Consider the following 25,650-nt stretch of genomic DNA (forward strand, 5'->3'; position numbering starts at 1 on the left):
CTAATATCTCCTTATTTTTCTGATCAACTCCATTGTCATGAAAAAAAACACCATGCTGATAAATATGTTAGCGAGAAAGCTAATATAGAAATACGTATCATCTATTGCCTCTGCGCCAATTTCACCAGGTCCATAAAGCAGATTTCCTATCTTTAAAACGAAATCATAGTTAATCCAGTTATAGGGTTCACCCATAGCCCGACCCACGCAAACTAAAAGCAGAAGGAAGTAGCCTGCCTTCCCTGATTTACGGGCAAGTGTCGCCATATGTGATTACCTCAATAGTGCCATAAGCTTTTAAATCTGTACCCGGAACCGGGATTCTTGTCGTTCTTAACAGCGCATTTCTCAGCATATTGAAGTCTGATTGCGAGGCAAGAGTAATACAGCCCTCTGAGACCTGACCAGGATGGAGTCTGAAACCGCCCCGGGTAACGCCTCGAAAAAATGTGCTATCGTCTATTGTGTTATCAACACGATAAAGGGCAAACCATTCTGAATGGTCAACATGATACTTAAATGCACTTTTTATTTCGTCAATAGCCCAGGCTCTGACGCTATTCACCCAATTTCCAGAAGGTCTGTCAACGATGTAGTAATGCCCGGCAGGTAATGGCCCTTTATTAATTATCATTCCGCAGCCACCTTTATTACGGTAGATGTCATTACCAGAAAACGCTAAAAAAGTTCCTAATCCCGGGAAACTCAGTGGTGAATAATCAGCGTTATTGATTACAAACTTTCCGCATAAAGCCATAGCAATTCCTTTGCCTCTGTTATTTCTATTCGCATGCTAATGCAAAGAAAAAAACAGACGAATGACTATGTAGGGAAAAATTTAAGATCGTGAAGCAGATTCACTTCTTGATTAGTAGATGAACCAATCTCTGTCAAATCAAGAAACATGCTGTTAACCATCGCTTTACAACAAGTTATCAGGTAGCTTTTCTCCATCGCCGTCTGCGCTCATCACGCCGGGTGTCTGACATGATCCAGCGGCAGAGTCCCTGTTCCAGTCCGGTGAAAAACGCAGCGTCTTTCATCCGGACATGCCGGGCAGCATAAATGACACTAATCTGCGGATTTATCCGGCCTTTTTTGTCCCTTTCGTACACGAAACAATCTGCCGTTTCGCTTACTAAGTGATCAGCTTCCCTTTTTTGCCGATCGCTAAAGAATATTTTGCTTAAGTCCATGGCAACTGCCGCGACCAAGCTATGATTTAACCATGATGTGCCACAGGTAACTCTTGTGCTTTCCGGACTAAATGGTTGTGGTACACGGCAAAAAAATTTTCCCATGGAATGGCCTGACTTCTTTGTCGTTGTACGTATGGCTCAATGAAGAGCAGCGCAGGTGAAGCGCGACAGGCTATGTTGCGTTCATTTCGGCTGCCAATTATCACAGGAAGAAAGTCATGTCAGAGCTTCCCGATCGCGATGCGATCAATGCCCTGTTTGCGGGTAATTATGCCGACCCTTTTTCGTTACTAGGGATGCACCGAACTCAGCAAGGCCTGGAAGTCAGGGCATTGCTCCCCGAAGCGCTCGAAGTGTGGGTCATTGAAACCTCCACCGGACGTAAACTGGCTCAGCTGGTGTGCGAGGATGCACGCGGCTTCTTCAGTGGCGTCATTCCACGCCGTAAAAATCATTTCCGCTACCAACTGGCGGTGAACTGGCACGGCCAGCAAAATCTGGTCGATGATGCCTACCGCTTTGGCCCGCTGCTGCAGGAGATGGATCTGTGGCTGCTGGCGGAAGGAACACACCTGCGTCCTTACGAGACACTGGGCGCGCATGGCGATGTCATCGATGGCGTCTTCGGTACCCGCTTCTGCGTCTGGGCACCCAACGCCCGTCGCGTCTCAGTGGTTGGTGACTTCAACTTCTGGGATGGCCGCCGTCATCCGATGCGCCTGCGTCAGGAGCTGGGCATCTGGGAGCTGTTTGTACCGGGCGCGGTCAACGGTCAGCTCTACAAATATGAAATTATCGATGCCAATGGTGAACTGCGCATCAAAGCGGATCCTTACGCCTTTGAAGCGCAGATGCGCCCCCAAACTGCGTCGATGATCTGTGGCCTGCCAGAGCCGGTTGAGATGAAAGAGGAGCGTAAAGCCGCCAACGGTTTTGACGCGCCTATCTCCATCTATGAAGTGCATCTGGGCTCCTGGCGTCGTCACACCGACAACAACTTCTGGCTGAGCTACAAAGAGCTGGCTGAACAGCTGGTGCCTTACGTTAAAGAGATGGGCTTTACCCATATCGAACTGCTGCCGATCAACGAGCATCCGTTTGATGGTAGCTGGGGCTATCAGCCACTGGGCATGTATGCGCCGACCCGCCGTTTTGGAACCCGTGATGAGTTCCGCGCCTTTATTGACGCCGCCCATGAAGCTGGCCTAAACGTTCTGCTCGACTGGGTGCCAGGTCATTTCCCCAGCGATGATTTCGGTCTGGCGCGCTTTGACGGCACGCAGCTCTATGAGCACAGCGACCCGCGTGAAGGCTTCCATCAGGACTGGAACACCCTGATTTACAACTTTGGCCGCCGCGAAGTAAGCAACTACCTGTCGGGCAATGCGCTCTACTGGACCGAACGCTTTGGCATCGATGGCCTGCGCGTGGATGCGGTGGCGTCGATGATCTACCGCGATTACAGCCGCAACGAAGGGGAGTGGGTGCCGAATCAGTTCGGTGGCCGTGAGAACCTGGAAGCGATCGAATTCCTGCGCTATACCAACCGCACGCTCGGCACCGTCGCGTCCGGGTCGGTAACCATGGCTGAAGAGTCCACCGACTATCCTGGCGTGACGCGTCCGACCGAAGGCGGCGGGCTGGGCTTCTGGTTCAAATGGAATCTGGGCTGGATGCACGACACGCTCGACTACATGCAGGTCGATCCCATCTACCGCAAGCACCATCACAACCTGATGAGCTTCGGCATGATGTACAACTACACCGAAAACTTTGTGCTGCCGCTGTCGCATGACGAAGTGGTGCACGGCAAGCGCTCGATTCTCGATCGTATGCCGGGCGACGCCTGGCAGAAGTTCGCCAACCTGCGTGCCTATTACGGCTGGATGTGGGGCTTCCCGGGCAAGAAACTGCTGTTCATGGGCAACGAATTTGCTCAGGGCCGCGAGTGGAACCACGACGTCAGCCTGGACTGGCATCTGCTGGAAGGGGATGACAACTGGCATCACGGTGTTCAGCGTCTGGTGCGCGACCTCAACCATACCTATCAGCACTACACGCCGCTGCATCAGCTGGACTTTGATCCGGCAGGCTTTGAGTGGCTGGTGGTGAACGATGCGGAACACTCCGTCTTCGCCTTTGTCCGCCGCGATCGTGAAGGCAATGAAGTGATCGTCATCAGTAACTTTACTCCGGTACCGCGTCCGGGCTATCGCTTTGGCGTTAATCAGCCTGGCTACTGGCGTGAAGTGCTGAACACAGATCAGCATGAGTATCACGGCAGCGACGTGCGCATTCATCGGGTGCATACCGATGAGCAGGAGAGCCACGGACGACCGCAGTCGCTGAGTCTTGATCTGCCGCCGCTGGCAACAGTCTGGCTGGTGCGGGAGGCTGAATGACTATTACTGCCGGCGATCCCGAACCGCTGGGTGCCAGTTACGATGGCAAAGGCGTTAACTTCACTCTGTTCTCACAGCATGCGGAGCGCGTAGAGCTCTGCCTGTTTGATGAACAGGGCGCAGAACAGCGTCTTGACCTGCCTGGCCGCAGTGGGGATATCTGGCACGGTTATGTTCCGGCGTTAAAACCGGGACAGCGCTACGGCTACCGGGTTTATGGCCCCTGGTCGCCGCAGCGGGGACATCGCTTTAATCCGGCAAAGCTGCTGGTTGACCCCTGCGCCCGCGCGGTGGAGGGCGATGTTCCGGATGACCCGCTGTTTCAGGGCGGCGAAGCGCAGCCCGATCCGCATGACAACGCCGCGATTGCGCCTAAATGTGTGGTGGTGGCCGAAGATTTTGACTGGCAGGGCGATGTCGCGCCACGTACGGCCTGGGGCAACACGGTAATTTATGAAGCCCACGTGCGCGGCATGACGCAGCAGCATCCGGAAATTCCGGAAACGCTGCGCGGGACTTACGCGGCGCTGGGTCATCCTGTTATGGTGGATTACCTGCGCAAGCTGGGAATTACCACTCTTGAGCTGCTGCCGGTGGCCCACTTCGCCAGCGAACCGCGACTGCTGCAGCTCGGCCTGAGCAACTACTGGGGCTATAACCCTTTTGCGCTCTGGGCGGTGGATCCCCGTTACGGCTCCGGTCAGCCGGGCGTGACGCCATTGCAGGAGTTTCAGCAGGCGGTTAAAAGCCTGCACGCCGCGGGTATCGAAGTGCTGCTGGATGTGGTGTTCAACCATACCGCTGAACTGGACGAGATTGGCCCGACGATCTCGATGCGCGGTATCGACAATGCCAGCTACTACTGGCTTGATGAGCAGGGCGGTTATCAGAACTGGACCGGCTGCGGCAACACGCTGAATATCCACCATCCGCAGGTGATGGCGTGGACCTTAGAGGCGCTGCGCTACTGGGTGCGCGTCTGCCATGTCGACGGCTTCCGCTTTGACCTTGCGCCGGTTCTGGGCCGCACACCCGATTATCAGCGTGATGCGCCTTTTTTTGAGGCGATACGTGCCTGTCCGCTGCTCTCTCAGGTCAAGCTGATTGCTGAACCCTGGGATATCGGCCCTGACGGCTATCAGGTTGGCCGTTTTCCGCCACCGTTTGCCGAATGGAACGATAAGTTTCGCGACACCGCGCGTCGTTACTGGCTGCATGGCGGCCTGAGCAATGGCGAATTCGTCCGCCGCTTTGCCGCCTCCAGCGACCTCTATCAGCATGATGATCGGCCGCCACACGCCACGGTTAACCTGATCACCGCTCATGACGGCTTTACGCTGTGGGATGTGGTGAGCTTCGAACGTAAACACAACGAAGCGAACGGGGAAGATAACCGTGATGGCCACGGTGATAACTACAGCCACAACCACGGCAAAGAGGGGCTGAACGTCAGCTTTGACGTGATCGAACGCCGCCGTCGCAGCGTGCGGGCACTGCTGACGACGCTGCTGTTGTCACAGGGCACGCCAATGCTGCTGGCTGGCGATGAGCGCGGCCATACGCAGCGTGGCAACAACAACGCCTACTGTCAGGATAACGCCCTGAGCTGGCTTGACTGGCAGGCGGATGAGAAGGGATTAGTCGGATTCACCGCAGCACTGATTGCTCTGCGCCAGCGCATTCCGGCGCTGACCGCAGATCGCTGGTGGCAGGACGGTGACGGCAATGTGCAGTGGCTCAATGCCGGTGGCCAGCCACTGCAACACGATGAATGGGCACAGGGGATGCACAGATTGCAGATCCTGCTGTCCGGCCGCTGGTTAATAACAATAAACGCCACGGATACGGTGAATGACATCGTGTTACCAGACGGAGAATGGCGTGCCCTTCCTCCTTTCGCCGGGGACGATAACCCCATCCTGCTAACTGTCTGGCATGGTCCCGCACACGGTGTGTGCGTGTTCCAAAAGCAATCATAAGGAGTCAGACATGGTTAAGTTAGACAGAACAGATCACCTGATGCTGGCCCGCCAGCTCCCTACACAGACGGTTGCTCTGATCCTTGCCGGCGGACGCGGCACGCGCCTGGTCGATTTAACGGCCAAACGTGCTAAACCGGCGGTGCACTTCGGCGGCAAGTTCCGCATTATCGACTTTGCCCTCTCCAACTGCGTCAACTCCGGTATCCGACGGATTGGCGTGATTACCCAGTATCAGTCTCATACCCTGACTCAGCATATCCAGCGTGGCTGGTCGATCTTCAATGAAGAGATGAATGAGTTTGTCGATTTGCTGCCAGCGCAGCAGCGCTTTTCGACCGAACAGTGGTATCGCGGAACGGCCGATGCCGTGACGCAAAACCTTGATGTGATTCGCCGCTATCAGGCGCAGTACATCGTGATCCTTGCCGGGGACCACATTTATAAGATGGATTATTCACGCATGCTGCTGGATCACGTGGTGAACGAGGCGAAATGTACCATCGCCTGTTTACCGGTGCCGGTGCATGAGGCCACCGCCTTTGGTGTCATGGCGGTGGACGAAGAGAATAAGGTGATCGACTTCGTGGAGAAACCCGCGAAACCGCCCACCATGCCGGGTGATGACACGCAGTCGCTCGCCAGCATGGGGATTTACGTGTTCAACGCGGACTATCTCTATGCGCTGCTGGAGGAAGATCTGCAGACGCCAGGCTCTAACCATGATTTCGGCAAAGATATCCTGCCGAAAATCGTGGCCAGCGGCGAAGGCTATGCGCACTCCTTTGCGCTCTCCTGCGTCCAGAATGATGACAGCGCGCCGCCTTACTGGCGCGACGTCGGAACGCTGGAAGCCTACTGGCGCGCCAATCTCGACCTGGCCTCGGTGATGCCTGAGCTGGATATGTATGACGTCACCTGGCCGATTCGTACTCACATGGAGCCGCTGCCGCCGGCCAAATTTGTTCAGGATCGTTCCGGCAGTCACGGGATGACCATGAACTCGCTGGTGTCGGGCGGCTGCATCATCTCCGGTTCGGTGGTGGTCAATTCCGTGCTGTTCCCACGCGTTCGCGTTAACTCGTTTTGCAATATTGATTCAACCGTACTGCTGCCTGATGTGGTAGTGGGTCGATCGTGTCGCCTGCGTCGCTGTGTGATTGATCGCGCCTGCGAACTGCCGGAAGGCATGGTTATTGGCGAAAACCCCGATGAAGACAGTCGCCGGTTTCACCGTTCGGATGAAGGGATCGTACTGGTCACCCGCGCCATGCTGGCAAAGCTGGCCAAAGCGGGGCTGTAAGCGATAAGCGGAACTTACGCAATCGGCACGCGGAGCGTGCCGGATAACTTAATGAGGTCGAGGATGCAGGTTTTACATGTCTGTTCAGAACTTTTCCCGCTGCTGAAAACGGGCGGACTGGCTGATGTTGTCGGGGCATTACCTCAGGCGCAGATTGCGGGCGGCACGGATACACGGGTACTGTTGCCCGCTTTTCCCGCATTGCGCAAAGGCATACCCGATCTCCAGGTAGTGACGGAGCGAGAGACATTTGCTGGTCATATACGTCTGCTATTTGGTGAATTTAATGGTGTGGGCATCTACTTAATTGATGCGCCTGGCCTCTACGATCGTCCCGGCAGTCCCTACCATGACGAGTCGCAGTTTGCGTATGTTGACAACTATCTGCGCTTTGCGCTGCTGGGCTGGGTCGGCTGTGAACTGGCGTGCGGCATGGACTCTATGTGGCGTCCTGAGATCGTGCATGCGCATGACTGGCATGCTGGCCTGACCTGCGCCTATCTGGAAGCGCGTGGGCGTCCGGCTAAATCCGTCTTCACCGTACATAACCTGGCGTACCAGGGGCTGTTTATGGCGCATCACATGGATGAGATTGGCCTGCCGTGGTCGTTCTTTAACATGCATGGGCTGGAGTTCTTCGGTCAGATTTCCTTCCTGAAAGCAGGACTCTTTTACGCTGACCACATCACGGCGGTGAGCCCGACTTACGCTCATGAAATTACCTCTGCCGAATATGCGTATGGCATGGAAAGCCTGCTGGCGCAGCGGATGCGGGAAGGCCGTCTTAGCGGGATCCTTAATGGCGTCGATCCCTCTATCTGGGACCCGGCGCACGACCTGCTGCTGAGTGCGCGCTATAACCGCGACACGCTGGAAGCGAAAGCGGAAAACAAACGGCAGCTGCAGGTGGCGATGGGGCTGAAGGTGGATGATAAAGCGCCGGTATTCTGCGTGATCAGCCGTCTGACTAAACAGAAGGGCCTGGACCTGGTGCTGGAAGCGCTGCCTGGCCTGCTGGCGCAGGGCGGACAGCTGGTGCTGCTGGGACAGGGTGATGCCGAGCTGCAACAGGGATTCCTGGCGGCAGCGGCGGAGCATCCGGGCAGCGTGGGTGTGCAGATTGGCTATCACGAAGCGTTCTCCCACCGCATTGTCGGTGGCGCAGATGTAATCGTGGTGCCGAGTCGCTTTGAGCCCTGCGGCCTGACTCAACTTTATGGCCTGAAGTATGGTACGTTGCCGTTAGTGCGCCGCACCGGCGGGCTGGCAGATACCGTTAATGACAGCTCTCTGGAGAACCTGGCCGACGGTATCGCCAGCGGCTTCAGCTTTGAAGATGCCAACGCCTGGTCGCTGTTGCGGGCCATCCGGCGCGCGTTTGTGTTGTGGTCCCGTCCTTCACTGTGGCGTTACGTTCAGCGTCAGGCGATGGGCATGGACTTTAGCTGGCAGGTGGCCGCACAAGCCTACCGTGATCTCTACCAACGTTTGATGTAACGGATTGGGAAAACTGGATATGAATGCACCTTTCACTTACGCCTCACCAACGTTGACGGTTGATGCCTTAAAGCATTCGATTGCCTACAAACTGATGTTCACCATCGGCAAAGATCCCTCGATCGCCAACAAGCACGAGTGGCTCAACGCCTCGCTGCTGGCAGTGCGCGACCGGATGGTGGAGCGCTGGTTGCGTTCCAGCCGTGCCCAGCTCTCTCAGGATGTTCGTCAGGTCTATTACCTGTCGATGGAGTTCCTGATGGGCCGCACGTTAGGGAATGCGCTGCTGGCGATGGGGATCTATGACGATCTCAACCAGGCACTGGATGAGATGGGTCTGGATCTGGCCGAGCTGATGGAGGAGGAGAACGATCCGGGGCTGGGCAACGGTGGTCTGGGTCGCCTGGCGGCCTGTTTCCTCGATTCACTGGCGACGCTGGGCATGCCGGGGCGCGGTTATGGCATTCGCTATGATTACGGCATGTTCAAACAGAACATTGTGGAAGGTGAGCAGAAAGAGTCGCCGGATTACTGGCTCGAATATGGTAATCCGTGGGAATTCCAGCGTTTCAATACCCGTTACAAAGTCCGTTTTGGCGGTCGCGTCCAGCACGAAGGCACGAAGGTGCGCTGGCTGGAGACCGAAGAGATTCTGGCGATGGCCTATGACCAGATCATTCCGGGCTTCGACACCGACGCGACCAATACCCTGCGACTGTGGGGTGCCCAGGCCAGCAACGAGATCAACCTCGGCAAGTTCAACCAGGGCGACTACTTCGCGGCAGTGGAAGATAAAAACCACTCTGAAAACGTGTCGCGCGTGCTCTACCCGGATGACTCAACCTATTCGGGCCGTGAACTGCGTCTGCGTCAGGAATATTTCCTGGTCTCCGCCACCGTGCAGGACATCCTGAATCGTCACTGGCGGATGCACCAGACCTGGGACAACCTGGCGGACAAAATCGCCATTCACCTGAATGATACCCATCCGGTACTGGCGATCCCCGAACTGATGCGCCTGCTGATTGATGAACATAAATTCAGCTGGGACAGCGCCTTCGACGTCTGCTGTCAGGTCTTCTCGTATACCAACCATACGCTGATGACCGAAGCGCTCGAGACCTGGCCGGTCGATATGATCGGTAAGATCCTGCCGCGCCACCTCAGCATCATTTTCGAGATCAACGACTTCTTCCTCAAGACGATTCAGGATCACTATCCTGATGACCTGGATCTGCTGTCGCGCATTTCGATCATTGACGAGAACGATGGACGCCGGGTACGCATGGGCTGGCTGGCCGTCGTCGTCAGTCATAAAGTGAATGGCGTGTCAGAGCTGCACTCTAATCTGATGGTCCAGTCGCTGTTTGCTGATTTCTCCCGTCTGTTCCCCGGCCGCTTCTGCAATAAAACCAACGGCGTTACCCCACGTCGCTGGCTGGCGCTGGCGAACCCGGCGCTGTCAGAGGTGCTGGATGAGGAGATTGGTCGCAACTGGCGTACCGATCTCAGCCAGCTGGATGAGCTGAAAGCACAGATCGATTATCCGGCGTTTATCGAAAAAGTCGCGGTTGCCAAGCATCAGAACAAGCGTCGGCTGGCCGACTGGGTGGCGAAGAATCTGGATGTGGTGCTCGACCCGAACGCGCTGTTTGATGTACAGATCAAGCGTATTCACGAGTACAAACGTCAACTGCTCAACGTGCTGCATGTGATCACCCGTTATAACCGTATCAAGGCTGATCCGCAGGCGGATTGGGTGCCGCGCGTAAATATCTTTGCCGGTAAAGCCGCATCAGCCTATTACGTTGCCAAGCACATTATTCATCTGATCAACGATGTCGCGAATGTGATCAACAACGATCCGCAGGTGAAGAACAAACTGAAGGTGGTCTTCATCCCGAACTACAGCGTGAGTCTGGCGCAGATCATTATTCCGGCGGCCGATCTCTCTGAGCAGATCTCGACCGCAGGCACCGAAGCGTCCGGCACCAGTAACATGAAGTTTGCGCTGAACGGCGCGCTGACGATCGGTACGCTGGATGGTGCCAACGTTGAGATGCTGGATCACGTCGGGGAAGAGAACATCTTTATCTTTGGTAATACCACGCCGCAGGTCGAAGCGCTGCGTAAGGGCGGCTATAACCCGCGCGACTATTACGAAGGCGACGAAGAGCTGCATCAGGTGCTGACACAGATTGCCTCTGGCGTGTTCAGCCCGCAGGATCCGGGTCGCTACCGCAATCTGTTCGATTCTCTGGTTAACTTCGGCGATCACTACCAGTTACTGGCGGATTATCGCAGTTATGTGGATACCCAGGATAAGGTGGATGCGCTCTACCGTAAACCGGACGAGTGGCAGCGCCGCGCGGCGAAAAATATCGCCGGCATGGGCTACTTCTCGTCGGACCGTACCATTCAGGAGTACGCCGATGAGATCTGGAACATTACACCAATAAGGCTGTAGGGTCGGATAGCAGGCCTTTCTGACGTTCTGTGCGGCCGGGTAACCGGCCGCCGCATTGCCATCTTATCTTCTGACTCTCCCGCCATCCCGCCCGCTTTTTCACACGGCTCCGCGTTTTCTGGCCTCAGTGCCTGTATCTGCGCGCAGTGCGAACCAGATCATTACACTCCTGCTGAGAATCGCTACTATGCGGGAAAGCAAAGTGACCATACAGGCAACCGCAGCCCATGAGTGACAACATCAATCAGGAAATTACCTTCCGCAAGCTCAGCGTCTTTATGATGTTTATGAGCAAAGGGAATATCGCCCGCACGGCGGAAGCGCTGGCGCTCAGCAGCGTCAGCGTACACCGCGCACTGCACACGCTGGAAGAGGGCATCGACTGCCCGCTGTTTATCCACAAGGGCCGTAACCTGGTGCCGTTGCCTGCCGCCTGGACGCTGCTGGACTACTGTCGCGACGTAACTACCCTGATGGGCAAAGGTATTGAAGAGGCGCGCAAGGTGGCGGGTATCGGCGTAGGTCGTCTGCGGCTTGGTACGCTCTACTCGCTGACGCTTGAAACCATTCCCCGACTGATCATGGGCATGAAACTGCGCCGTCCCACGCTGGAGCTTGATCTGACAATGGGCTCCAATCAGATGCTGCTGAACATGCTGGAAGATGACGCGCTGGATGCCATTCTGATCGCCACCGATGATGGCGAACTCAGCGATGCGCATTTTGATGTGATTCCGCTGTTTGAAGACCGTATCTTTCTGGCTGCGCCAGCCGGGGAGACGCGGGAGGGAACCGGCCCGGTGGATCTGCGTGATTTTGCCGACCGTGATTTTGTCTCGCTGGCTGAAGGATTTGCCACCTATACCGGTTCGCAGGAGGCGTTTCAGATAGCCGGATTTGAACCGCGCATGGTCACGCAGGTAAATGACATCTTCTCAATGATAAGCCTGGTGCAGGCGGGCATTGGCCTGGCGCTGATCCCGGGACGGATGAAGAAGGTGTATGAAAACAACATTCAGTTACTGCCGCTCGCTGAGCCTTATCAGATGCGTCAGCAGATCTCGATTGTCTACTCACATCGTCGCGAACGCGATAATGACCTGCTTGCCCTGGCGGCAGAAGGGCGGATGTACGCCCGCAGCCTTACTGACTCAGCCGTTTAGCCAGATGCAGCGCCACCCCGACGCTGTTGCGCTCCATACAGATCGCTTCACCCTGCCAGCCCGCCTGCAGCGTCAGGCCGGTCAGCACATTGCCAGGCGGCATCTCAATCGCCAGTCGGGCATCGCGCTGATTAGCGGAAACCATCGCATCATTCCACTGCACCGTACGCGCCATATTAAAGGCGAGATCGTCAGCAATCTTCTCTGGTTCCCAAATCACCCGTCCGGTTGAGCCGCTGAGGTAAGCGCAATCGGGCCGCGAGAGGCTGACGGACTCAAACGCGCGCGCCAGTTCGGCGGCGGGCTTGTCCAGCAGCGCGCAGTGCGACGGCACGCTCACCGCGAGTTTAACGGCTTTGCTGGCACCGGCATCCAGCGCTTTCTGCGCCACCACCGCCATATCCTCGTCACGACCGGCAATCACAATCTGCGTTTCCGCATTCAGGTTGGCGATGTAGGTATTGCTGCCAGCCAGTAGCTTCTCCAGACGATTCAGCGTCAGGCCGGTGATGGCGGTCAGGCCATATCCCTGCGGATAAGCCTGTTCCATCAGATCGCCACGCAGCGCAACCAGCCGCAGGGCGTCGCTGAAATCGAGCGCACCGGCAATCACCGCAGCGGGAAATGCACCAATCGACAGACCACTGACGATGTCCGGTTTCACCCCACGGCGGATCAGCTCACGCGCCCAGGCGACACCGGCAATCAGCAGGCTGAGCTGCACGGCGCGGGTGTGGCGCAGCGCCTCAGTGCTGTCGAGCCGGTCGGTTTCGTCGCCCAGTACCGCTCGCACGCTATTTAACACCGCGTCGCCGTCGGGCAGATGCTGCAGCATCCCGGCACGCTGGGTGCCCTGGCCGGGAAAGGTAAAGAGTATTTTCATGGATTCTCCCTGCTCCAGGGTGAAGCGGTCAGTATCGGTCCGGTATCGGTTTTTAACAGCACGCGACCCTCACGCAGCCACTCGTTCAGCGCAAACGCGCCAGACGGCGTTTCCACCTGGGTATCCACACGGCAGTCCAGTGCGTCGGTCTGCGTCAGCCACTGTTGCAGCGCATCGCGTGGCAGCGGCTGCGGCGCGCGGATCACTAAATCAAGATCGCTGGCAGCGTGCAGCACAGGGCGCTGCGTCGCCAGCGCATAACCGGTGCTGCCGGTAATGCCCCAGTGCCAGGGCCAGAGAGTCTCGCTGAGCGCAACCGCCGCGCGAACCGGCGCATAAGCGGTAAAGGGTGAATCCAGCAGCCATGTCCGTTCTGCCAGCCTCTCTGGCGTCACCATCCGGACAATATCGGCTGGACTAATCCAGCCGGCGGCGCGCTGCTCACGTCGTTCACCGCGCACACCCACCGGAATCAGACCGGATTCACGGTGGTCGCGCCGTACCACCACCGGCAGATCGGGATGCCAGAACTGGATGACCCAGCTCTCTTTAACCGCGGCTAACGCGTCACTGTGACGCAGCCAGAGCAGATCGTGGGGGCGCGGCGCACTCATATTACATTCCTGATGTCAGCGTGATGAACAGCGGTAACGATAAAATACACAGAATTGAGCTTAACAGCAGCACGGCTTCAGCATCGGGTGACTGCACGCCAAAGCGGTTGCCGAACACCACGCCGAAGAAACCGGCCGACAGCGCAATCATCAGGATAGCGGTGATGGCGACTGAACCGTTAAGTCCCAGCGCCAGTACCAGACCCCAGGCGATAAAGGGCTGAATCAGCAGCTTAGCCACAGTACCGACGCCGACGACGGCGTTGAGTTTCAGCTGACGTGCAGAGAGGATGACACCCGTCAGGAACAGCGCAGCCGCGGTGGCCGCCAGGCCCAGCGGTTTGATCGCGGCCAGCACCAGATCCGGCATTTTAACGCCCAGCGCTGACAGCACCACCCCAATCAACGGTCCCATCACGATAGGTTTTTTTACTGAACGCCACATCAGGATCGGCAGCATTTTCAGCGTTGAACCGTGTTCGGTACCTGCGGCAAACGCCTTTTCACGTTCCAGGATCAGCAGGCACAGCGGGGTGAGCAGCACTGAACCACAGGCAATCGACACCGCCACGGAGAGGGAGGTGGCCGCATTTTCACCCAGCACGCTGGCCAGAATGGGCAGTCCCAGTGCGGCGTAGTTAGGCAGCGCCACGGTCAGCGTCAGAACGGCCGCATCCTGCGGTGACTTTTTGAACACTTTGGTCGCAAGGAAATAGACGGTGCCATAGGTTATCCACATTGCACCGGTGATCACCACAATCAGCGGCCACTGCGCCACAATGCCTGGCCACGGTGTCTGAACCGTGGCGCTGAACAGCGCGGCGGGCAGTGCAAAATCCATCACGAAGATATTAAGCAGAGAGACATCTTTGTTGTTGACCATTCCGGCCTTACCGGCCCAGAAACCCAGCAGCATAATGACAAAGATCGGAGCGAGGGCATGAACAATTATATAAATCATAAATCACCTGTATTTAAGAAGAATTCTTTAAAAAACAGCGATGTTTATAATTCTGAACACGGCCACTGCTCCGGGGCGCAATTAGCGATGCGCCCCTAAGACCGGTTTCGGCAGGTTTATTTTTTTAGTTAATTACCAGGCCGCGCGCATACGTTCGCGAACCAGGGAGGAGCTGTGACGATTGGAGGCACCGAGGCGGCTTTTCAGGCTCGGATCCTGACGTGCGTCGCTGATCGCCTTGTGCAGCGCAATCTCAACCATCGCCACATCGGCGTCAGACGGCGCATCAGGATTGCCCACGTTCAGCAGATCGGAGAGCAGGCCCAGCGTGGCGAAGTTATTTACGTCGTAAGCCATCGGTGGAATGGTCGCAGCCAGTTTTTCCAGCGCTTCCACGGAACGCAGCGTAATACGCGCCGCCGATGCTTTGCCCATGGCATGCACCAGCACACCCTGATCGTTAAGCGCAATCAGTCGGTTAGCCTGATAGCCGTGTGCCAGGAACGCACCGGACATCGCTTTGCCGACAATCAGGCCAATCACCGGATGACCATCAAGGCGTGCGTTGGCATACGCCCCCGCCGCACCCGCCAGCGCCTGATGAATACCAAATGCCTCTTCGCGGCGGCCATAGGCCTGACTTGGCACATCAATCACCGCCACAATCGGACGTTTTACGGCACTGTTTTTGTCTGCTTCGCGCGTTTCATTCACCACTTTCGCCAGCGTCCAGCCCTCCAGCAGACCGACTTCACCCTGCGCGGCGCGCGGATAGTGGTTTTGTGGATCGGGCACGACGGCAATAAAGCGGACATTTTCGCCATTGAGCTGGCCGTCAGCCACCTGAACAGAGGCACACAGGCCGCTAAGACGCTGTGCATTGGGTGCGAGTTTTTCCAGCCAGGTTGCACCGCGGCTGCTTGTCTGAGTCATTATTTCTCCTCCCGGGCGAAAAGCTGTTTAATCTGCGCGGTATCCGCCTGCTGGCGGGTATCAAACTGCGACAGACGTGACAGGAAATCGGCATAGTTATCGCTGCGGTTCTGAGCCGGAACGCCTTTGGCAATAAAGTCATTCATAGCGGTTTTCACCGCGTTGATGCCGTCACTCACCAGTGCATCGACCAGGCCGCTGGCGTAGCGGATTTCGCCGCCGGTCATGCTCCAGATAAACGGGCGATCGCGCGAGTCATACTCTTCAATGCCTGCTTCCTGCTCAATAACCTGCGGACCGTTCAGCCCCAGACGGGCTTCGCGCGTGACAATCAGGTAGCTGCAGAGTGCGGCAGCGATAGACATCCCGCCGAAGCAGCCAACGGTGCCGCTGACGATGCCGATAACCGGGGTGTAGCGACGCAGATCAACAATCGCTGCGTGAATATCCGCAATCGCCGCCAGGCCAAGATTCGCTTCCTGCAAGCGTACGCCACCGGTTTCCAGGCAGAGCACCGCCTGAGTCGGAATGCCGTTGCGGTTGTCTTCCGCCGCCAGCTCCAGCGCCGCCGCCATTTTTGCCCCGGAGACTTCGCCCATGCTGCCGCCCTGGAAGGTGCCTTCGATGGCAACCACCACGGCAGGCTGACCGTTCAGGGTGCCGCGCGCGACCACCATGCCGTCGTCTGACTGAGGCACCACGCCCTGCGGGGCCAGCCATGGCGACATAATGCCTTCAAACGGATCAAGCAGTTCGCGGTAGCTGCCTGCATCCAGCAGCGCATGGGCGCGTTCTCGGGCCCGTAATTCAATAAAACTGGCATCGTTACGCATGGCTCACCTCTTCAAAAACCTGTTCAATACGGATACGCGCTACGCCGGGTGTCGCGCCGAAATCGTGAATAATCAGCTTTCCGGCGGGCAGGCCGTTGATTAAGTTCAGGCGGTCAAACAGTGCCTTCCAGCGAGCGTCGCTGTTATCCAGGGAGGTGGTGATATCGATGTTCAGTGTCTGGCCTTCAGTTGCGGTGTACAGCACTTCCATATCACCGGAACCAACGACCCCGGCCAGCGCTCTGCCATTGAGCAGGCGGTTAGCAGGTAAAGATAATGTGATGTGTTCCATAATGGCCTCTAAAAATAAGAATGTTCAGGCGAGCAGACCCGATCAATAAACAGCGTCGCGGCCAGCAAATCGGCGGCCCCGCCAGGCGAAGCATTGAGTGCCAGCATGCGCCGGTCGAGCTGCGACAACGCAACCTGACCTGCGGCTGTGCGGCAGCCTCCCGCCAGCAGTACGGCGCGTGCGCCCTGCTGCATGGCGTCCAGTCCGGTCATACCCGCACGTGACAGCACGCAGGTATCGCTGAGCGAGGTCATGATCGCCATCAGCGCATCAAGACGGGCTTCACTTTCACTGGCACCCACCGCCCTGCTGGTCAGCAGCTGCGGCAGCGCCAGCTTCATCACGTGAGGAAACGCCTGTTGCGCCTCTTCGCGTGCGCCGGGCACCTGATAGCGGTGCGTCGCTTTTAACCCTTTGCTGAACAGCTTTGGCGCAGCATGGTCGGGCAGGCTGGCCAGTACAGCGGCGGTGCGGGTCAGCTGGTCGGCACTGGCAGCGCCGCCGTGCATGGCCGCGGCACTCACCAGCAATCCCAGCGCCCAGATCGCGCCACGATGGGTGTTAACGCCGCCGGTTGCCGCCATCATCTGCTGCTCACCGTCGCGGCCCAGGCGGCCTACCGTTTCGCGCAGGGCGATATCAGCGGGACGCAGCCAGCTGTGACGGGCCAGCGCCAGAAAGGCTGGCATCAGGCTGTGAGCGGAGCGCTCCATCAGCACCAGCGTCAGATCCTGATGCGCGCCGTTTCCCCGACTGTCGACCAGACCCGGCTTAGGGCTCAGGCGTGCTTCATCGATCAGACAATCGCGCGCCATCGTCGCCAGCTGGCTGGACTGCGCCTCGGCTTGAGTCTGTGACAGGAGTTTCATTTACCAGCTCCGGAATTTAGCAGGTGGGTTGTACAGGCCATCTGACCATTCAACCAGGTCAGCGACGCTGCCCGCTGCCAGCAGTGAACGCGTGGCGTCAGAGCGGCGGATACCCATATCTTCCGGGTAGACCACTTTGCCGCTTTTACGCAGGGCTGCGACGCGTGCCGCATCCACACCCAGGCCGATGTCGGTAATGCCCGCAACAGCAGCGACCATAGCGCGACGCTCTTCAAGACTTTCTGCGCGATAGAGATAGGCAATGCCTTCCTCAGTCAGCACATGGGTCACGTCATCGCCGTAAATCATGACCGGTGCCAGCGGCATACCGGAGGTTTTGGCGACCTCAACCGCATCCAGGGTTTCAACGAAGGTTGGTTTCGCGCCTGCCTGGAAGGTTTCGACCATCTGCACCACCAGTTTTTTACCGCGCTGCATCGGGTCTGGCTCGGTGATCATGTTCAGCCAGGCGGGCGTTGCGTGACGACGGCCATGGGGATCGTGACCCATGTTAGGTGCGCCGCCGAAACCGGAAAGACGACCACGCGTCACGGTAGAGGAGTTGGCCAGACCATCAACCTGCAGGGTGGCACCGATAAACATATCAACCGCGTACTGACCGGCCAGCTGACAGAAGGCGCGGTTAGAGCGCATTGAGCCGTCGCTGCCGGTAAAGAAGATGTCGGGACGGGCGCGGATATACTCTTCCATTCCCAGCTCGCCGCCGAAGCAGTGCACACTCTCGACCCAGCCGCTCTCAATCGCCGGGATCAGCGTCGGATGCGGGTTCAGCGTCCAGTGCTTACAGATTTTGCCTTTCAGACCGAGCTGCTCGCCGTAGGTTGGCAGCAGCAGTTCAATCGCGGCGGTATTAAAACCGATACCGTGGTTCAGCGACTGCACCTGGTGTTCGGCGTAGATGCCTTTAATCGCCATCATCGCCATCAGGATATGTTCCTGTTTAATCAGGCGCGGATCGCGGGTAAACAGCGGTTCGATAAAGAACGGTTTGTCTGCGACGACGACGTAGTCGATCCAGGAGCCGGGGATATCGACGCGAGGCAGGTCGGTTTCGTCATCGACCAGTTCATTGACCTGGGCTATCACGATACCGTCACGAAACGCGGCGGCTTCCACCAGTGCCGGGGTATCTTCGGTACTCGGGCCGGTATAGAGGTTGCCTTTGCGATCAGCTTTGTAACCGGCAATCAGCGCCACATTCGGGCTGAGATCAACATAGAGGCGGGAATAGAGTTCGATGTAGGTATGGATAGCACCGATTTCCAGCTGGCCATCCTGTAACAGCTGAGACATGCGCAGACTTTGCGGACCGGAAAAAGAGAAGTCGAGTTTGCGGGCGATGCCTTTTTCAAAAATATCGAGATGCTCACTGCGGCCGACGCTGGGCATAATTATATGCAGGTCGTGAATCTTTGCCGGATTCACCGCTGCCAGCATGCGGGATAAGAAGTCAGCCTGTTTCTGGTTATTCCCTTCAAGCACCACTCGGTCGCCTGGTGCAATGAGTGTTTCCAGTGCTTCGGTAGCTCTTTCTGAAGGAATGACTTTGCCATCAAGGGGAAAGGAAGCTATACGGCGCGCTTTTTCACTGCGGCGTGTGTTCCACTCCCGGGCAGGCGTTTGGCCTGTGTTCATTTCAACCTCCTGATTAGAATCGCTGTTGCTTCGTTTATGCTGAGGGAAGTCTGAGCTTTCTTAATGCATCGTTCAATTAAGCAAAAAAACTGAACGTTAGATTTAAGGTAACGATAGAGAAAGGGGGGAGAGATAAGCGAAGGGTTAAGTGTAGACTGAGAAAGATGAAGTAAAAGTTACAGTGGTGAATATTGCTGGTCGTAATTAATTATCAATATAAATATTCAGCTAGCGTTAATCCTGGAGCGTGAGGATTCTGAACGTTTATCCGGTGAACATGCCATAAAAAAAGCAGGCCGAAGCCTGCTTTCTGTATTTTAACTCTCTGCTCAGGAGGCCAGTGACAGAACGGGTTTCGCTTTCGCTGCCAGCCATTCGGCAACGCGAGCCTGCTGCTCTTTGGTCAGCCACATACCCTGTTTGGTACGACGCCAGATAGCATCATCCAGTTCACGCACCCACTCATGCTGCACCAGGTAGCGCAGTTCCGCTTCGTAGAATTCGTGTCCGAAGTTCTCACCCAGGTCATCCAGACTCTTCGCGCCAGCCAGCAGGGTTTCCGTGCTGCTGCCATAAGTGCGGGAGAAGTGACGCGCCATATTTTCGCTGATGAACGGATAACGACGACGCAGACTGGCTGCATAATCCTCACGGGTGCCGGAGATATTGCCGCCCGGCAACACGCAGTTTTTGGTCCAGGCCGGACCGGCGTTCGGATAGTACTTCACCAGTTTTTCCAGCGCATGTTCCGCCAGCTTACGATAAGTGGTCAGCTTGCCGCCGAATACGGAGAGCAGCGGTGCCTGACCATTATCGTCGCGCACGTCCAGCGTGTAATCACGGGTGATCGCCTGCGGTGAATCGGATTCATCATCACACAGCGGACGCACACCAGAGTAAGACCAGACGATATCGTCAGCGGTCAGCTGCTTTTTAAAGTGTCCGTTGAACACTTTCAGCAGGTATTCGGTCTCATTGTCGTCGATATTGACGTTTTTCGGATCGCCTTTGTACTCCACATCGGTGGTGCCGATGATGGAGAACTCATCCATCCACGGGATGACAAACACGATACGGTTATCTTCGTTCTGCAGAATATAAGCCTGCTTCTCGGTATGAACGCGCGGCACCACGATGTGACTGCCTTTGATCAGGCGAATGCCGTAAGGTGATTTCAGCTTCAGGCTGTCATCAAACAGCTGCTTAACCCACGGGCCAGCGGCGTTGACCAGGCCTTTCGCCTGCCAGGTAAAGGTTTTGCCGGTATCGACATCTTCCGCTTCAACCTTCCACAGGCCACCTTCGCGCCAGGCACGGGTTACACGGGTGCGGGTACGGACTTCACCGCCACGCTTCACCACTTCCTGCGCATTCAGTACTACCATGCGGGCATCATCGACCCAGCAGTCAGAATATTCGAATCCGCGCGTAATCTCCGGCTTCAGGGCCGAATCCGCGCCAAACCGCAGACTTTTACTGCCTGGCAGGCTGGTACGCTTGCCGAGATGGTCATACATGAACAGGCCGGTGCGGATCATCCACGCCGGACGCAGGTGCGGACGGTGCGGCAGACGGAAGCGCATCGGGAACGCCAGATGCGGGGCCATTTTCAGCAGGACTTCGCGCTCGGCCAGTGCTTCACTGACCAGACGGAATTCGTAATGTTCAAGGTAGCGCAGGCCGCCGTGAATCAGTTTTGAACTGGCAGAGGAGGTCGCGCAAGCCAGATCCCGCGCCTCCAGCATTAACACCGACAGTCCGCGTCCTGCAGCGTCTGCTGCAATGCCGGCACCGTTGATGCCGCCGCCGATCACGATCAGGTCTTTGGTTTCCACGTCATCTCCTCCGATGTTCGGAATAGTTCATTAATGTTCGTTTTCGAGCATAATCATAATCGCAAACCAACATTGACGCCAGCTTTTAACCGGGTAAAAACATTTTTGCGTGATATAGCTAACATTCTGCCCACCAAAAAAACAGATAGCCGCAACGATTGTCAGGTTATCGGCGTGGATTCTCGGGTTACACTACGCACCATTACGACGACGCTGTTATGAGAGATTCCATGGAAATGTTCGAATGTATTAACGTGCAGCAGGCGCAGGCGCATCTGGCTGAGGGTGCACTGCTGGTGGATATCCGCGATCCGCAAAGTTATGCCCTGGGTCATGCGGCAGGCGCGCTGCATCTGACCAACACCAACCTCAGCGACTTTGTCAGTGGCGCAGACCACAGCCTGCCGGTACTGGTAATGTGCTATCACGGCAACAGCAGCAAAAGCGCGGCGCAATATCTGCTGGGACAGGGTTTCAGCGCGGCCTACAGCATTGATGGCGGCTTTGATGCCTGGCGTGCCGCCTTTCCTCAGCAGGTTGCCCTCGGCAGTGAATAAATTGCCGCCCGTCACATGGAGAGTTACTGATGCGCATTACCCAGTTTAATCAGCCACGCATGGCGCAGGCGTTTGTGGACTACATGGCGACGCAGGGCATCACGCTGCGCATCGAGCATGAAAATCACTACGTCATCATGCTGGATGATGAGAGCAAGATCTCAGTGGTCGAAAACGAACTTCAGCAGTTTTTGCACGACCCTAACCATCCGCGCTATCAGGCTGCCAGCTGGCACAGCGGCAAGACCGACAGCGGTCTGCGCTATGAGCGCAGTAACATCTGGGCGAACATCCGCGAGCGGGCCGGTCCGCTGACCATGTCCCTGATGGTGCTCTGTATCGCCGTGTTTATTCTGATGCAGGTGATGGGCGATCAGACCGTGATGGCCTGGCTCTCCTGGCCGGATGCCGACCAGCATCTGCAGGTCTGGCGCTGGTTCAGCCATGCGCTGCTGCACTTTTCACTGCTGCACATCCTGTTTAATCTGATGTGGTGGTGGTATCTCGGCGGCGCGGTCGAAAAGCGCCTTGGCAGCGGCAAACTGTTCGTGATTATGCTGATTTCGGCGCTGCTCAGCGGCTGGCTGCAGGCGAAGTTCAGCGGCATCTGGTTTGGCGGTCTGTCTGGCGTGGTGTATGCGCTTATGGGTTACTGCTGGCTGCGCGGTGAGCGCGATCCTGACAGCGGCGTCTATCTTGAAAGGGGATTGATCGGATTTGCGCTGGTCTGGCTGGTGATTGGCTGGTTCGGCGTCTTTGGTCTGGCGATTGCTAACGCGGCGCACGTCGCCGGTCTGGTCGTCGGGCTGGCGATGGCGCTGGTGGATACGCGTCACGTCACGCGTCGTTAGACAGGATATAAGCGGGTTAACAGGAGAGGAACGTGAAGCAGACGCAACGTCATGATGCGATTATCGATTTAGTCCGTCGTCAGGGATATGTCAGTACTGAGGAGCTGGTGGATCACTTTGAGGTCAGCCCGCAAACTATTCGTCGCGATCTCAACGATCTGGCCGATCAGAATAAAATTCAGCGTCACCACGGCGGCGCGGCGCTTCCTTCCAGCTCTGAGAATACCGCCTGGCACGATCGTAAAATGATGTGGTCAGCGGAAAAAGCGCGCATTGCGCAGCGTGTTGCCAGCCAGATCCCGGATGGCGCCACGCTGTTTATCGACATCGGCACCACGCCGGAAGCGGTGGCGCACGCGCTGCTCAACCACAGCGATTTACGTGTGGTGACCAACAATCTTAACGTGGCGATGCTGTTAATGGGCAAACCCGACTTCCGGGTGATCATCGCAGGCGGTGAAGTACGGACCCGCGATGGCGCGGTGATGGGTGAAGCGACGCTCGACTTTATTTCTCAGTTCCGGCTCGATTACGGCATCCTGGGGATCAGCGGCATCGATATGGATGGATCGCTGCTGGAGTTCGACTATCACGAAGTCCGCACCAAGCGCGCCATCATTGAAAATTCACGCTGCGTGATGCTGGTGGTGGATCACTCGAAGTTTGGCCGTAACGCCATGGTTAACCTGGGCAACATGAGCCTGCTGGACTATCTCTACACCGACAAAATGCCACCCGCCAGCGTTATGAAAGTGATTGAGCAGCATGAGGTCCACCTCGAACTCTGCTGATTCCTGCCACGCCAGCCGCCCGGCTGGCGTTTTTCTTTGATTGCTGTCGCTTTTTTCCTCACTCACGTCTTTACTTAACGGTTGCTGGCACCCGGTTGCCAGCCCGTGCGCTTTCTATTTTTGCTTCACCTCATTGCGTAACAGAAGGGAGTGATATGCCGCAGCAAAAATTTAATAAAGCCCGTTTTAACGCCGCATTGACCCGCCAGTGGCAGCAGTTAAGTCTCCTCTCCGCACAGCAGATGACCCCGCACCAGGCGTGGCAGGCGGTGAGTGCGGCGCTGGCAGAACTGCTGGCCGCGCAACCGGCACCGCGTCCGGCGGTGCAGCAGCGCCACGTTAATTATCTGTCGATGGAGTTTCTGATTGGCCGTCTGACCGGCAACAACCTGCTGAATCTCGGCTGGTATGACGAGGTTAAAGCGGCGCTGGCTGAGCAGCAGCTCGATTTAACCGAACTGCTGGAGCAGGAGGTCGATCCGGCGCTCGGCAACGGCGGGCTGGGACGGCTGGCCGCCTGCTACATGGATTCAATGGCCACAGTAGGGCAGTCCGCCACCGGCCATGGACTGAATTACCAGTACGGCCTGTTCCGCCAGTCTTTTGACGAGGGTAAGCAGATTGAAGCGCCCGATGACTGGCAGCGCGAGCGCTATCCCTGGTTCCGTCACAACGCGGCGCTGGATGTTGACGTGGCGATGGGCGGCCGGGTAGAAAAGCTGGAAAACGGCGGTGTACGCTGGCATCCCGATTTTACGCTGCGCGGCGAGGCCTGGGATTTGCCGGTCACCGGCTACCGCAACGGCGTGACGCTGCCGCTGCGCCTGTGGCAGGCAGTAAGTGCGCATCCGTTTGATCTCACCGCCTTTAACGATGGCCACTTCCTGCAGGCGGAGCAGCCCGGCATCGAAGCGGCAAAGCTCACCAAAGTACTCTATCCCAATGACAACCATCAGGCTGGCAAGCGGCTGCGCCTGATGCAGCAATATTTCCAGTGCGCCTGTGCGGTGGCGGATATCCTGCGGCGTCACCATCTGGCGGGGCGCAGCATTCACAGCCTGCCGGACTTCGAAGTGATCCAGCTCAATGATACCCATCCGACCATTGCCATTCCGGAGATGCTGCGCGTGCTGCTGGATGAGCATCAGCTGAGCTGGGATAAGGCATGGCAGATCACCAGCCGGTTGTTTGCTTACACCAACCATACGCTGATGCCGGAGGCGCTGGAGCGCTGGGATGAGAAGCTGATGCGCAGTCTGCTGCCGCGCCACATGCTGATTATCAAAGAGATTAATCAGCGACTGAAAAAGCAGGTGAAGCAGCGCTGGCCGGATGACAAAGCGATGTGGCACAAGCTGGCGGTGGTGGCTGACGGTCAGGTGCGGATGGCCAATCTCTGCGTCGTCAGCGGCTTTGCGGTCAACGGCGTGGCGGCGCTGCACTCCCGTCTGGTGGTCAGCGATCTCTTCCCGGAATATCACCAGCTCTGGCCGCAAAAATTCCACAACGTCACTAACGGCATTACGCCGCGCCGCTGGCTGAAGCAGTGTAATCCGGCGCTGGCCGGGCTGATTGATGAGACGCTGAAAACCGAGTGGGCCAATAACCTTGATGCGTTGATCGGTCTGGAGGCTTATGCCGACGATCAGGCGTTTCGTCAGCGCTATCGCAGCATCAAACAGCAGAACAAAGCGCAGCTTACAGAGTATATCGCGCGGCACACCGGCATCATCGTGAATCCGGCTGCGCTGTTCGATGTGCAGATCAAGCGACTGCATGAGTACAAGCGCCAGCATCTCAGCCTGCTGCATATCCTCTACTGCTATCAGACGCTCTGTAATAACCCGGAAGATGTCACCTTTACGCCACGGGTATTCCTGTTCGGGGCCAAGGCCGCACCAGGTTATTACCTCGCTAAAAATATCATCTACGCCATTAACAAAGTGGCGGAGGTGGTGAACAACGATCCGCGGGTTGGCGACAGACTCAAAGTGGTGTTTATCCCCGACTACCGTATCACCGTGGCCGAGCAGATGATCCCGGCAGCGGATCTCTCTGAGCAGATCTCCACCGCCGGTTATGAAGCCTCTGGCACCGGCAACATGAAGCTGGCGCTGAACGGTGCGCTGACGATTGGCACGCTGGATGGAGCTAATGTCGAAATTGCCGAACAGGTGGGCGAGGAGAACATCTTTATCTTCGGTCACACCGTGGATGAGGTGAAGGCGCTCAAGGCGAAAGGCTACAACCCGAAAAAGGTACGTAAGCAGAACAAGCCGCTGGACGATTTACTGAAATCGCTGGAGAAGGGCAAATTCAGCGACGGGGATAAGCACGCCTTTGACCTGATGCTGGAAAGCCTGACCAGACACGGCGATCCCTGGCTGGTGCTGGCCGATTTCCAGGCCTATATCGAGGCGCAGCAACGGGTGGAAGCGCTATGGCGTGACCCCGAAGGCTGGACCCGCGCCGCCATCCTCAATACGGCACGAACCGGCATGTTCAGTTCGGATCGTTCCATTCGTGACTATCAGCAACGTATCTGGCAGGCACCGCGCTAAGGAG

General features: G+C 57.0%; 21 protein-coding genes. 10 read left to right on the top strand and 11 right to left on the bottom strand.

Going from position 1 to position 25,650, the window contains the following annotated elements:
- The gene (locus EGO56_RS01735; protein ID WP_135907552.1) at window positions 1-267 is read right to left on the bottom strand and encodes a hypothetical protein; all 267 of its coding nucleotides are present in this window, start codon (window positions 265-267) and stop codon (window positions 1-3) included.
- Window positions 248-757 (bottom strand): DUF2778 domain-containing protein, encoded by a 510-nt coding sequence (locus EGO56_RS01740; protein WP_135907553.1) that lies wholly within the window; start codon window positions 755-757, stop codon window positions 248-250. Before EGO56_RS01740 ends, EGO56_RS01735 begins: the two co-directional genes overlap by 20 nt.
- 660 nt (window positions 758-1,417) lie before the next feature.
- Between EGO56_RS01740 and glgB the strand changes: the two genes are divergently transcribed.
- The 6 genes from glgB (at window position 1,418) to EGO56_RS01770 (ending at window position 12,010) form a co-directional block, all read left to right on the top strand.
- On the top strand, window positions 1,418-3,601 hold the full coding sequence (glgB, locus tag EGO56_RS01745) for a 1,4-alpha-glucan branching enzyme (protein WP_135907554.1): 2,184 nt from the start codon (window positions 1,418-1,420) through the stop codon (window positions 3,599-3,601).
- Window positions 3,598-5,580: a glycogen debranching protein GlgX gene (glgX, locus tag EGO56_RS01750; RefSeq protein ID WP_135907555.1), complete on the top strand. Its 1,983-nt coding sequence runs from the start codon at window positions 3,598-3,600 to the stop codon at window positions 5,578-5,580. The genes glgB and glgX overlap by 4 nt, the downstream gene beginning before the upstream one ends.
- A gap of 10 nt (window positions 5,581-5,590) precedes the next feature.
- Window positions 5,591-6,883 carry a glucose-1-phosphate adenylyltransferase gene (gene glgC, locus EGO56_RS01755; protein ID WP_135907556.1) on the top strand — a complete coding sequence of 431 codons (1,293 nt, stop codon included), beginning with the start codon at window positions 5,591-5,593 and terminating at the stop codon, window positions 6,881-6,883.
- Between the two features lie 63 nt (window positions 6,884-6,946).
- The gene (glgA, locus tag EGO56_RS01760) at window positions 6,947-8,380 is read left to right on the top strand and encodes a glycogen synthase GlgA (RefSeq protein WP_135907557.1); all 1,434 of its coding nucleotides are present in this window, start codon (window positions 6,947-6,949) and stop codon (window positions 8,378-8,380) included.
- 19 nt (window positions 8,381-8,399) lie between these two features.
- Window positions 8,400-10,847 carry a glycogen phosphorylase gene (gene glgP, locus EGO56_RS01765; protein ID WP_135907558.1) on the top strand — a complete coding sequence of 816 codons (2,448 nt, stop codon included), beginning with the start codon at window positions 8,400-8,402 and terminating at the stop codon, window positions 10,845-10,847.
- A gap of 227 nt (window positions 10,848-11,074) precedes the next feature.
- Window positions 11,075-12,010: a LysR family transcriptional regulator gene (locus EGO56_RS01770; protein WP_135907559.1), complete on the top strand. Its 936-nt coding sequence runs from the start codon at window positions 11,075-11,077 to the stop codon at window positions 12,008-12,010.
- Here EGO56_RS01770 and mdcH read toward each other — a convergent pair.
- From mdcH to glpD, 9 genes are all read right to left on the bottom strand, one after another.
- Entirely contained in the window at window positions 11,991-12,893 is a 903-nt protein-coding gene (gene mdcH, locus EGO56_RS01775) for a malonate decarboxylase subunit epsilon (protein WP_135907560.1), read from the bottom strand. The genes EGO56_RS01770 and mdcH overlap by 20 nt on opposite strands.
- The gene (locus EGO56_RS01780; protein WP_135907561.1) at window positions 12,890-13,507 is read right to left on the bottom strand and encodes a malonate decarboxylase holo-ACP synthase; all 618 of its coding nucleotides are present in this window, start codon (window positions 13,505-13,507) and stop codon (window positions 12,890-12,892) included. The genes mdcH and EGO56_RS01780 overlap by 4 nt, the downstream gene beginning before the upstream one ends.
- Before the next feature lies 1 nt (window position 13,508).
- Window positions 13,509-14,468, bottom strand: coding sequence for an AEC family transporter (locus EGO56_RS01785; protein WP_013359313.1), 960 nt, complete (start codon window positions 14,466-14,468; stop codon window positions 13,509-13,511).
- Between the two features lie 132 nt (window positions 14,469-14,600).
- Window positions 14,601-15,401: a biotin-independent malonate decarboxylase subunit gamma gene (gene mdcE, locus EGO56_RS01790; protein ID WP_013359312.1), complete on the bottom strand. Its 801-nt coding sequence runs from the start codon at window positions 15,399-15,401 to the stop codon at window positions 14,601-14,603.
- Window positions 15,401-16,234, bottom strand: a complete 834-nt coding sequence (locus EGO56_RS01795; RefSeq protein ID WP_135907562.1) for a biotin-independent malonate decarboxylase subunit beta — start codon at window positions 16,232-16,234, stop codon at window positions 15,401-15,403. The genes mdcE and EGO56_RS01795 overlap by 1 nt, the downstream gene beginning before the upstream one ends.
- Complete coding sequence (gene mdcC, locus EGO56_RS01800) at window positions 16,227-16,526, bottom strand: malonate decarboxylase acyl carrier protein (protein ID WP_033784182.1); 300 nt, start codon at window positions 16,524-16,526, stop codon at window positions 16,227-16,229. Before mdcC ends, EGO56_RS01795 begins: the two co-directional genes overlap by 8 nt.
- An 8-nt stretch (window positions 16,527-16,534) precedes the next feature.
- Window positions 16,535-17,395: a triphosphoribosyl-dephospho-CoA synthase gene (locus EGO56_RS01805; protein ID WP_135907563.1), complete on the bottom strand. Its 861-nt coding sequence runs from the start codon at window positions 17,393-17,395 to the stop codon at window positions 16,535-16,537.
- Window positions 17,396-19,051, bottom strand: coding sequence for a malonate decarboxylase subunit alpha (gene mdcA, locus EGO56_RS01810; protein ID WP_135907564.1), 1,656 nt, complete (start codon window positions 19,049-19,051; stop codon window positions 17,396-17,398).
- A 329-nt stretch (window positions 19,052-19,380) separates the two neighbouring features.
- Window positions 19,381-20,886 (bottom strand): glycerol-3-phosphate dehydrogenase, encoded by a 1,506-nt coding sequence (gene glpD, locus EGO56_RS01815; RefSeq protein WP_013359306.1) that lies wholly within the window; start codon window positions 20,884-20,886, stop codon window positions 19,381-19,383.
- A gap of 230 nt (window positions 20,887-21,116) precedes the next feature.
- Here glpD and glpE point away from each other — a divergent pair, with 230 nt between their 5' ends.
- The 4 genes from glpE (at window position 21,117) to malP (ending at window position 25,646) form a co-directional block, all read left to right on the top strand.
- Entirely contained in the window at window positions 21,117-21,443 is a 327-nt protein-coding gene (gene glpE, locus EGO56_RS01825; protein WP_049788879.1) for a thiosulfate sulfurtransferase GlpE, read from the top strand.
- Window positions 21,444-21,472: 29 nt separating this feature from the next.
- A complete protein-coding gene (gene glpG, locus EGO56_RS01830; RefSeq protein WP_013359304.1) occupies window positions 21,473-22,294 on the top strand; it encodes a rhomboid family intramembrane serine protease GlpG in 822 nt (273 codons plus the stop codon).
- 32 nt (window positions 22,295-22,326) lie between these two features.
- Entirely contained in the window at window positions 22,327-23,085 is a 759-nt protein-coding gene (locus EGO56_RS01835) for a DeoR/GlpR family transcriptional regulator (protein ID WP_013359303.1), read from the top strand.
- A 155-nt stretch (window positions 23,086-23,240) separates the two neighbouring features.
- Window positions 23,241-25,646, top strand: a complete 2,406-nt coding sequence (gene malP / locus EGO56_RS01840; RefSeq protein WP_135907565.1) for a maltodextrin phosphorylase — start codon at window positions 23,241-23,243, stop codon at window positions 25,644-25,646.
- Window positions 25,647-25,650: the final 4 nt, after the last annotated feature.

Origin of the sequence: Pantoea vagans, assembly GCF_004792415.1 — a bacterium.
Taxonomy (GTDB): Bacteria; Pseudomonadota; Gammaproteobacteria; order Enterobacterales; family Enterobacteriaceae; genus Pantoea; species Pantoea vagans.

What these genes read in the sequence shown, in the direction of transcription:
- glgC (WP_135907556.1), top strand. Translation starts at nt 5,591, where the DNA reads ATGGTTAAGTTAGACAGAACAGATCACCTGATGCTGGCCCGCCAGCTC.
- EGO56_RS01740 (WP_135907553.1), bottom strand. Translation starts at nt 757, where the DNA reads ATGGCTTTATGCGGAAAGTTTGTAATCAATAACGCTGATTATTCACCA.
- mdcH (WP_135907560.1), bottom strand. Translation starts at nt 12,893, where the DNA reads ATGAAAATACTCTTTACCTTTCCCGGCCAGGGCACCCAGCGTGCCGGG.
- mdcC (WP_033784182.1), bottom strand. Translation starts at nt 16,526, where the DNA reads ATGGAACACATCACATTATCTTTACCTGCTAACCGCCTGCTCAATGGC.
- glgP (WP_135907558.1), top strand. Translation starts at nt 8,400, where the DNA reads ATGAATGCACCTTTCACTTACGCCTCACCAACGTTGACGGTTGATGCC.
- mdcE (WP_013359312.1), bottom strand. Translation starts at nt 15,401, where the DNA reads ATGACTCAGACAAGCAGCCGCGGTGCAACCTGGCTGGAAAAACTCGCA.
- mdcA (WP_135907564.1), bottom strand. Translation starts at nt 19,051, where the DNA reads ATGAACACAGGCCAAACGCCTGCCCGGGAGTGGAACACACGCCGCAGT.
- EGO56_RS01735 (WP_135907552.1), bottom strand. Translation starts at nt 267, where the DNA reads ATGGCGACACTTGCCCGTAAATCAGGGAAGGCAGGCTACTTCCTTCTG.
- glgB (WP_135907554.1), top strand. Translation starts at nt 1,418, where the DNA reads ATGTCAGAGCTTCCCGATCGCGATGCGATCAATGCCCTGTTTGCGGGT.
- glgA (WP_135907557.1), top strand. Translation starts at nt 6,947, where the DNA reads ATGCAGGTTTTACATGTCTGTTCAGAACTTTTCCCGCTGCTGAAAACG.
- EGO56_RS01770 (WP_135907559.1), top strand. Translation starts at nt 11,075, where the DNA reads ATGAGTGACAACATCAATCAGGAAATTACCTTCCGCAAGCTCAGCGTC.
- EGO56_RS01785 (WP_013359313.1), bottom strand. Translation starts at nt 14,468, where the DNA reads ATGATTTATATAATTGTTCATGCCCTCGCTCCGATCTTTGTCATTATG.
- malP (WP_135907565.1), top strand. Translation starts at nt 23,241, where the DNA reads ATGCCGCAGCAAAAATTTAATAAAGCCCGTTTTAACGCCGCATTGACC.
- EGO56_RS01780 (WP_135907561.1), bottom strand. Translation starts at nt 13,507, where the DNA reads ATGAGTGCGCCGCGCCCCCACGATCTGCTCTGGCTGCGTCACAGTGAC.
- EGO56_RS01805 (WP_135907563.1), bottom strand. Translation starts at nt 17,395, where the DNA reads ATGAAACTCCTGTCACAGACTCAAGCCGAGGCGCAGTCCAGCCAGCTG.
- glpG (WP_013359304.1), top strand. Translation starts at nt 21,473, where the DNA reads ATGCGCATTACCCAGTTTAATCAGCCACGCATGGCGCAGGCGTTTGTG.
- glgX (WP_135907555.1), top strand. Translation starts at nt 3,598, where the DNA reads ATGACTATTACTGCCGGCGATCCCGAACCGCTGGGTGCCAGTTACGAT.
- glpE (WP_049788879.1), top strand. Translation starts at nt 21,117, where the DNA reads ATGGAAATGTTCGAATGTATTAACGTGCAGCAGGCGCAGGCGCATCTG.
- EGO56_RS01795 (WP_135907562.1), bottom strand. Translation starts at nt 16,234, where the DNA reads ATGCGTAACGATGCCAGTTTTATTGAATTACGGGCCCGAGAACGCGCC.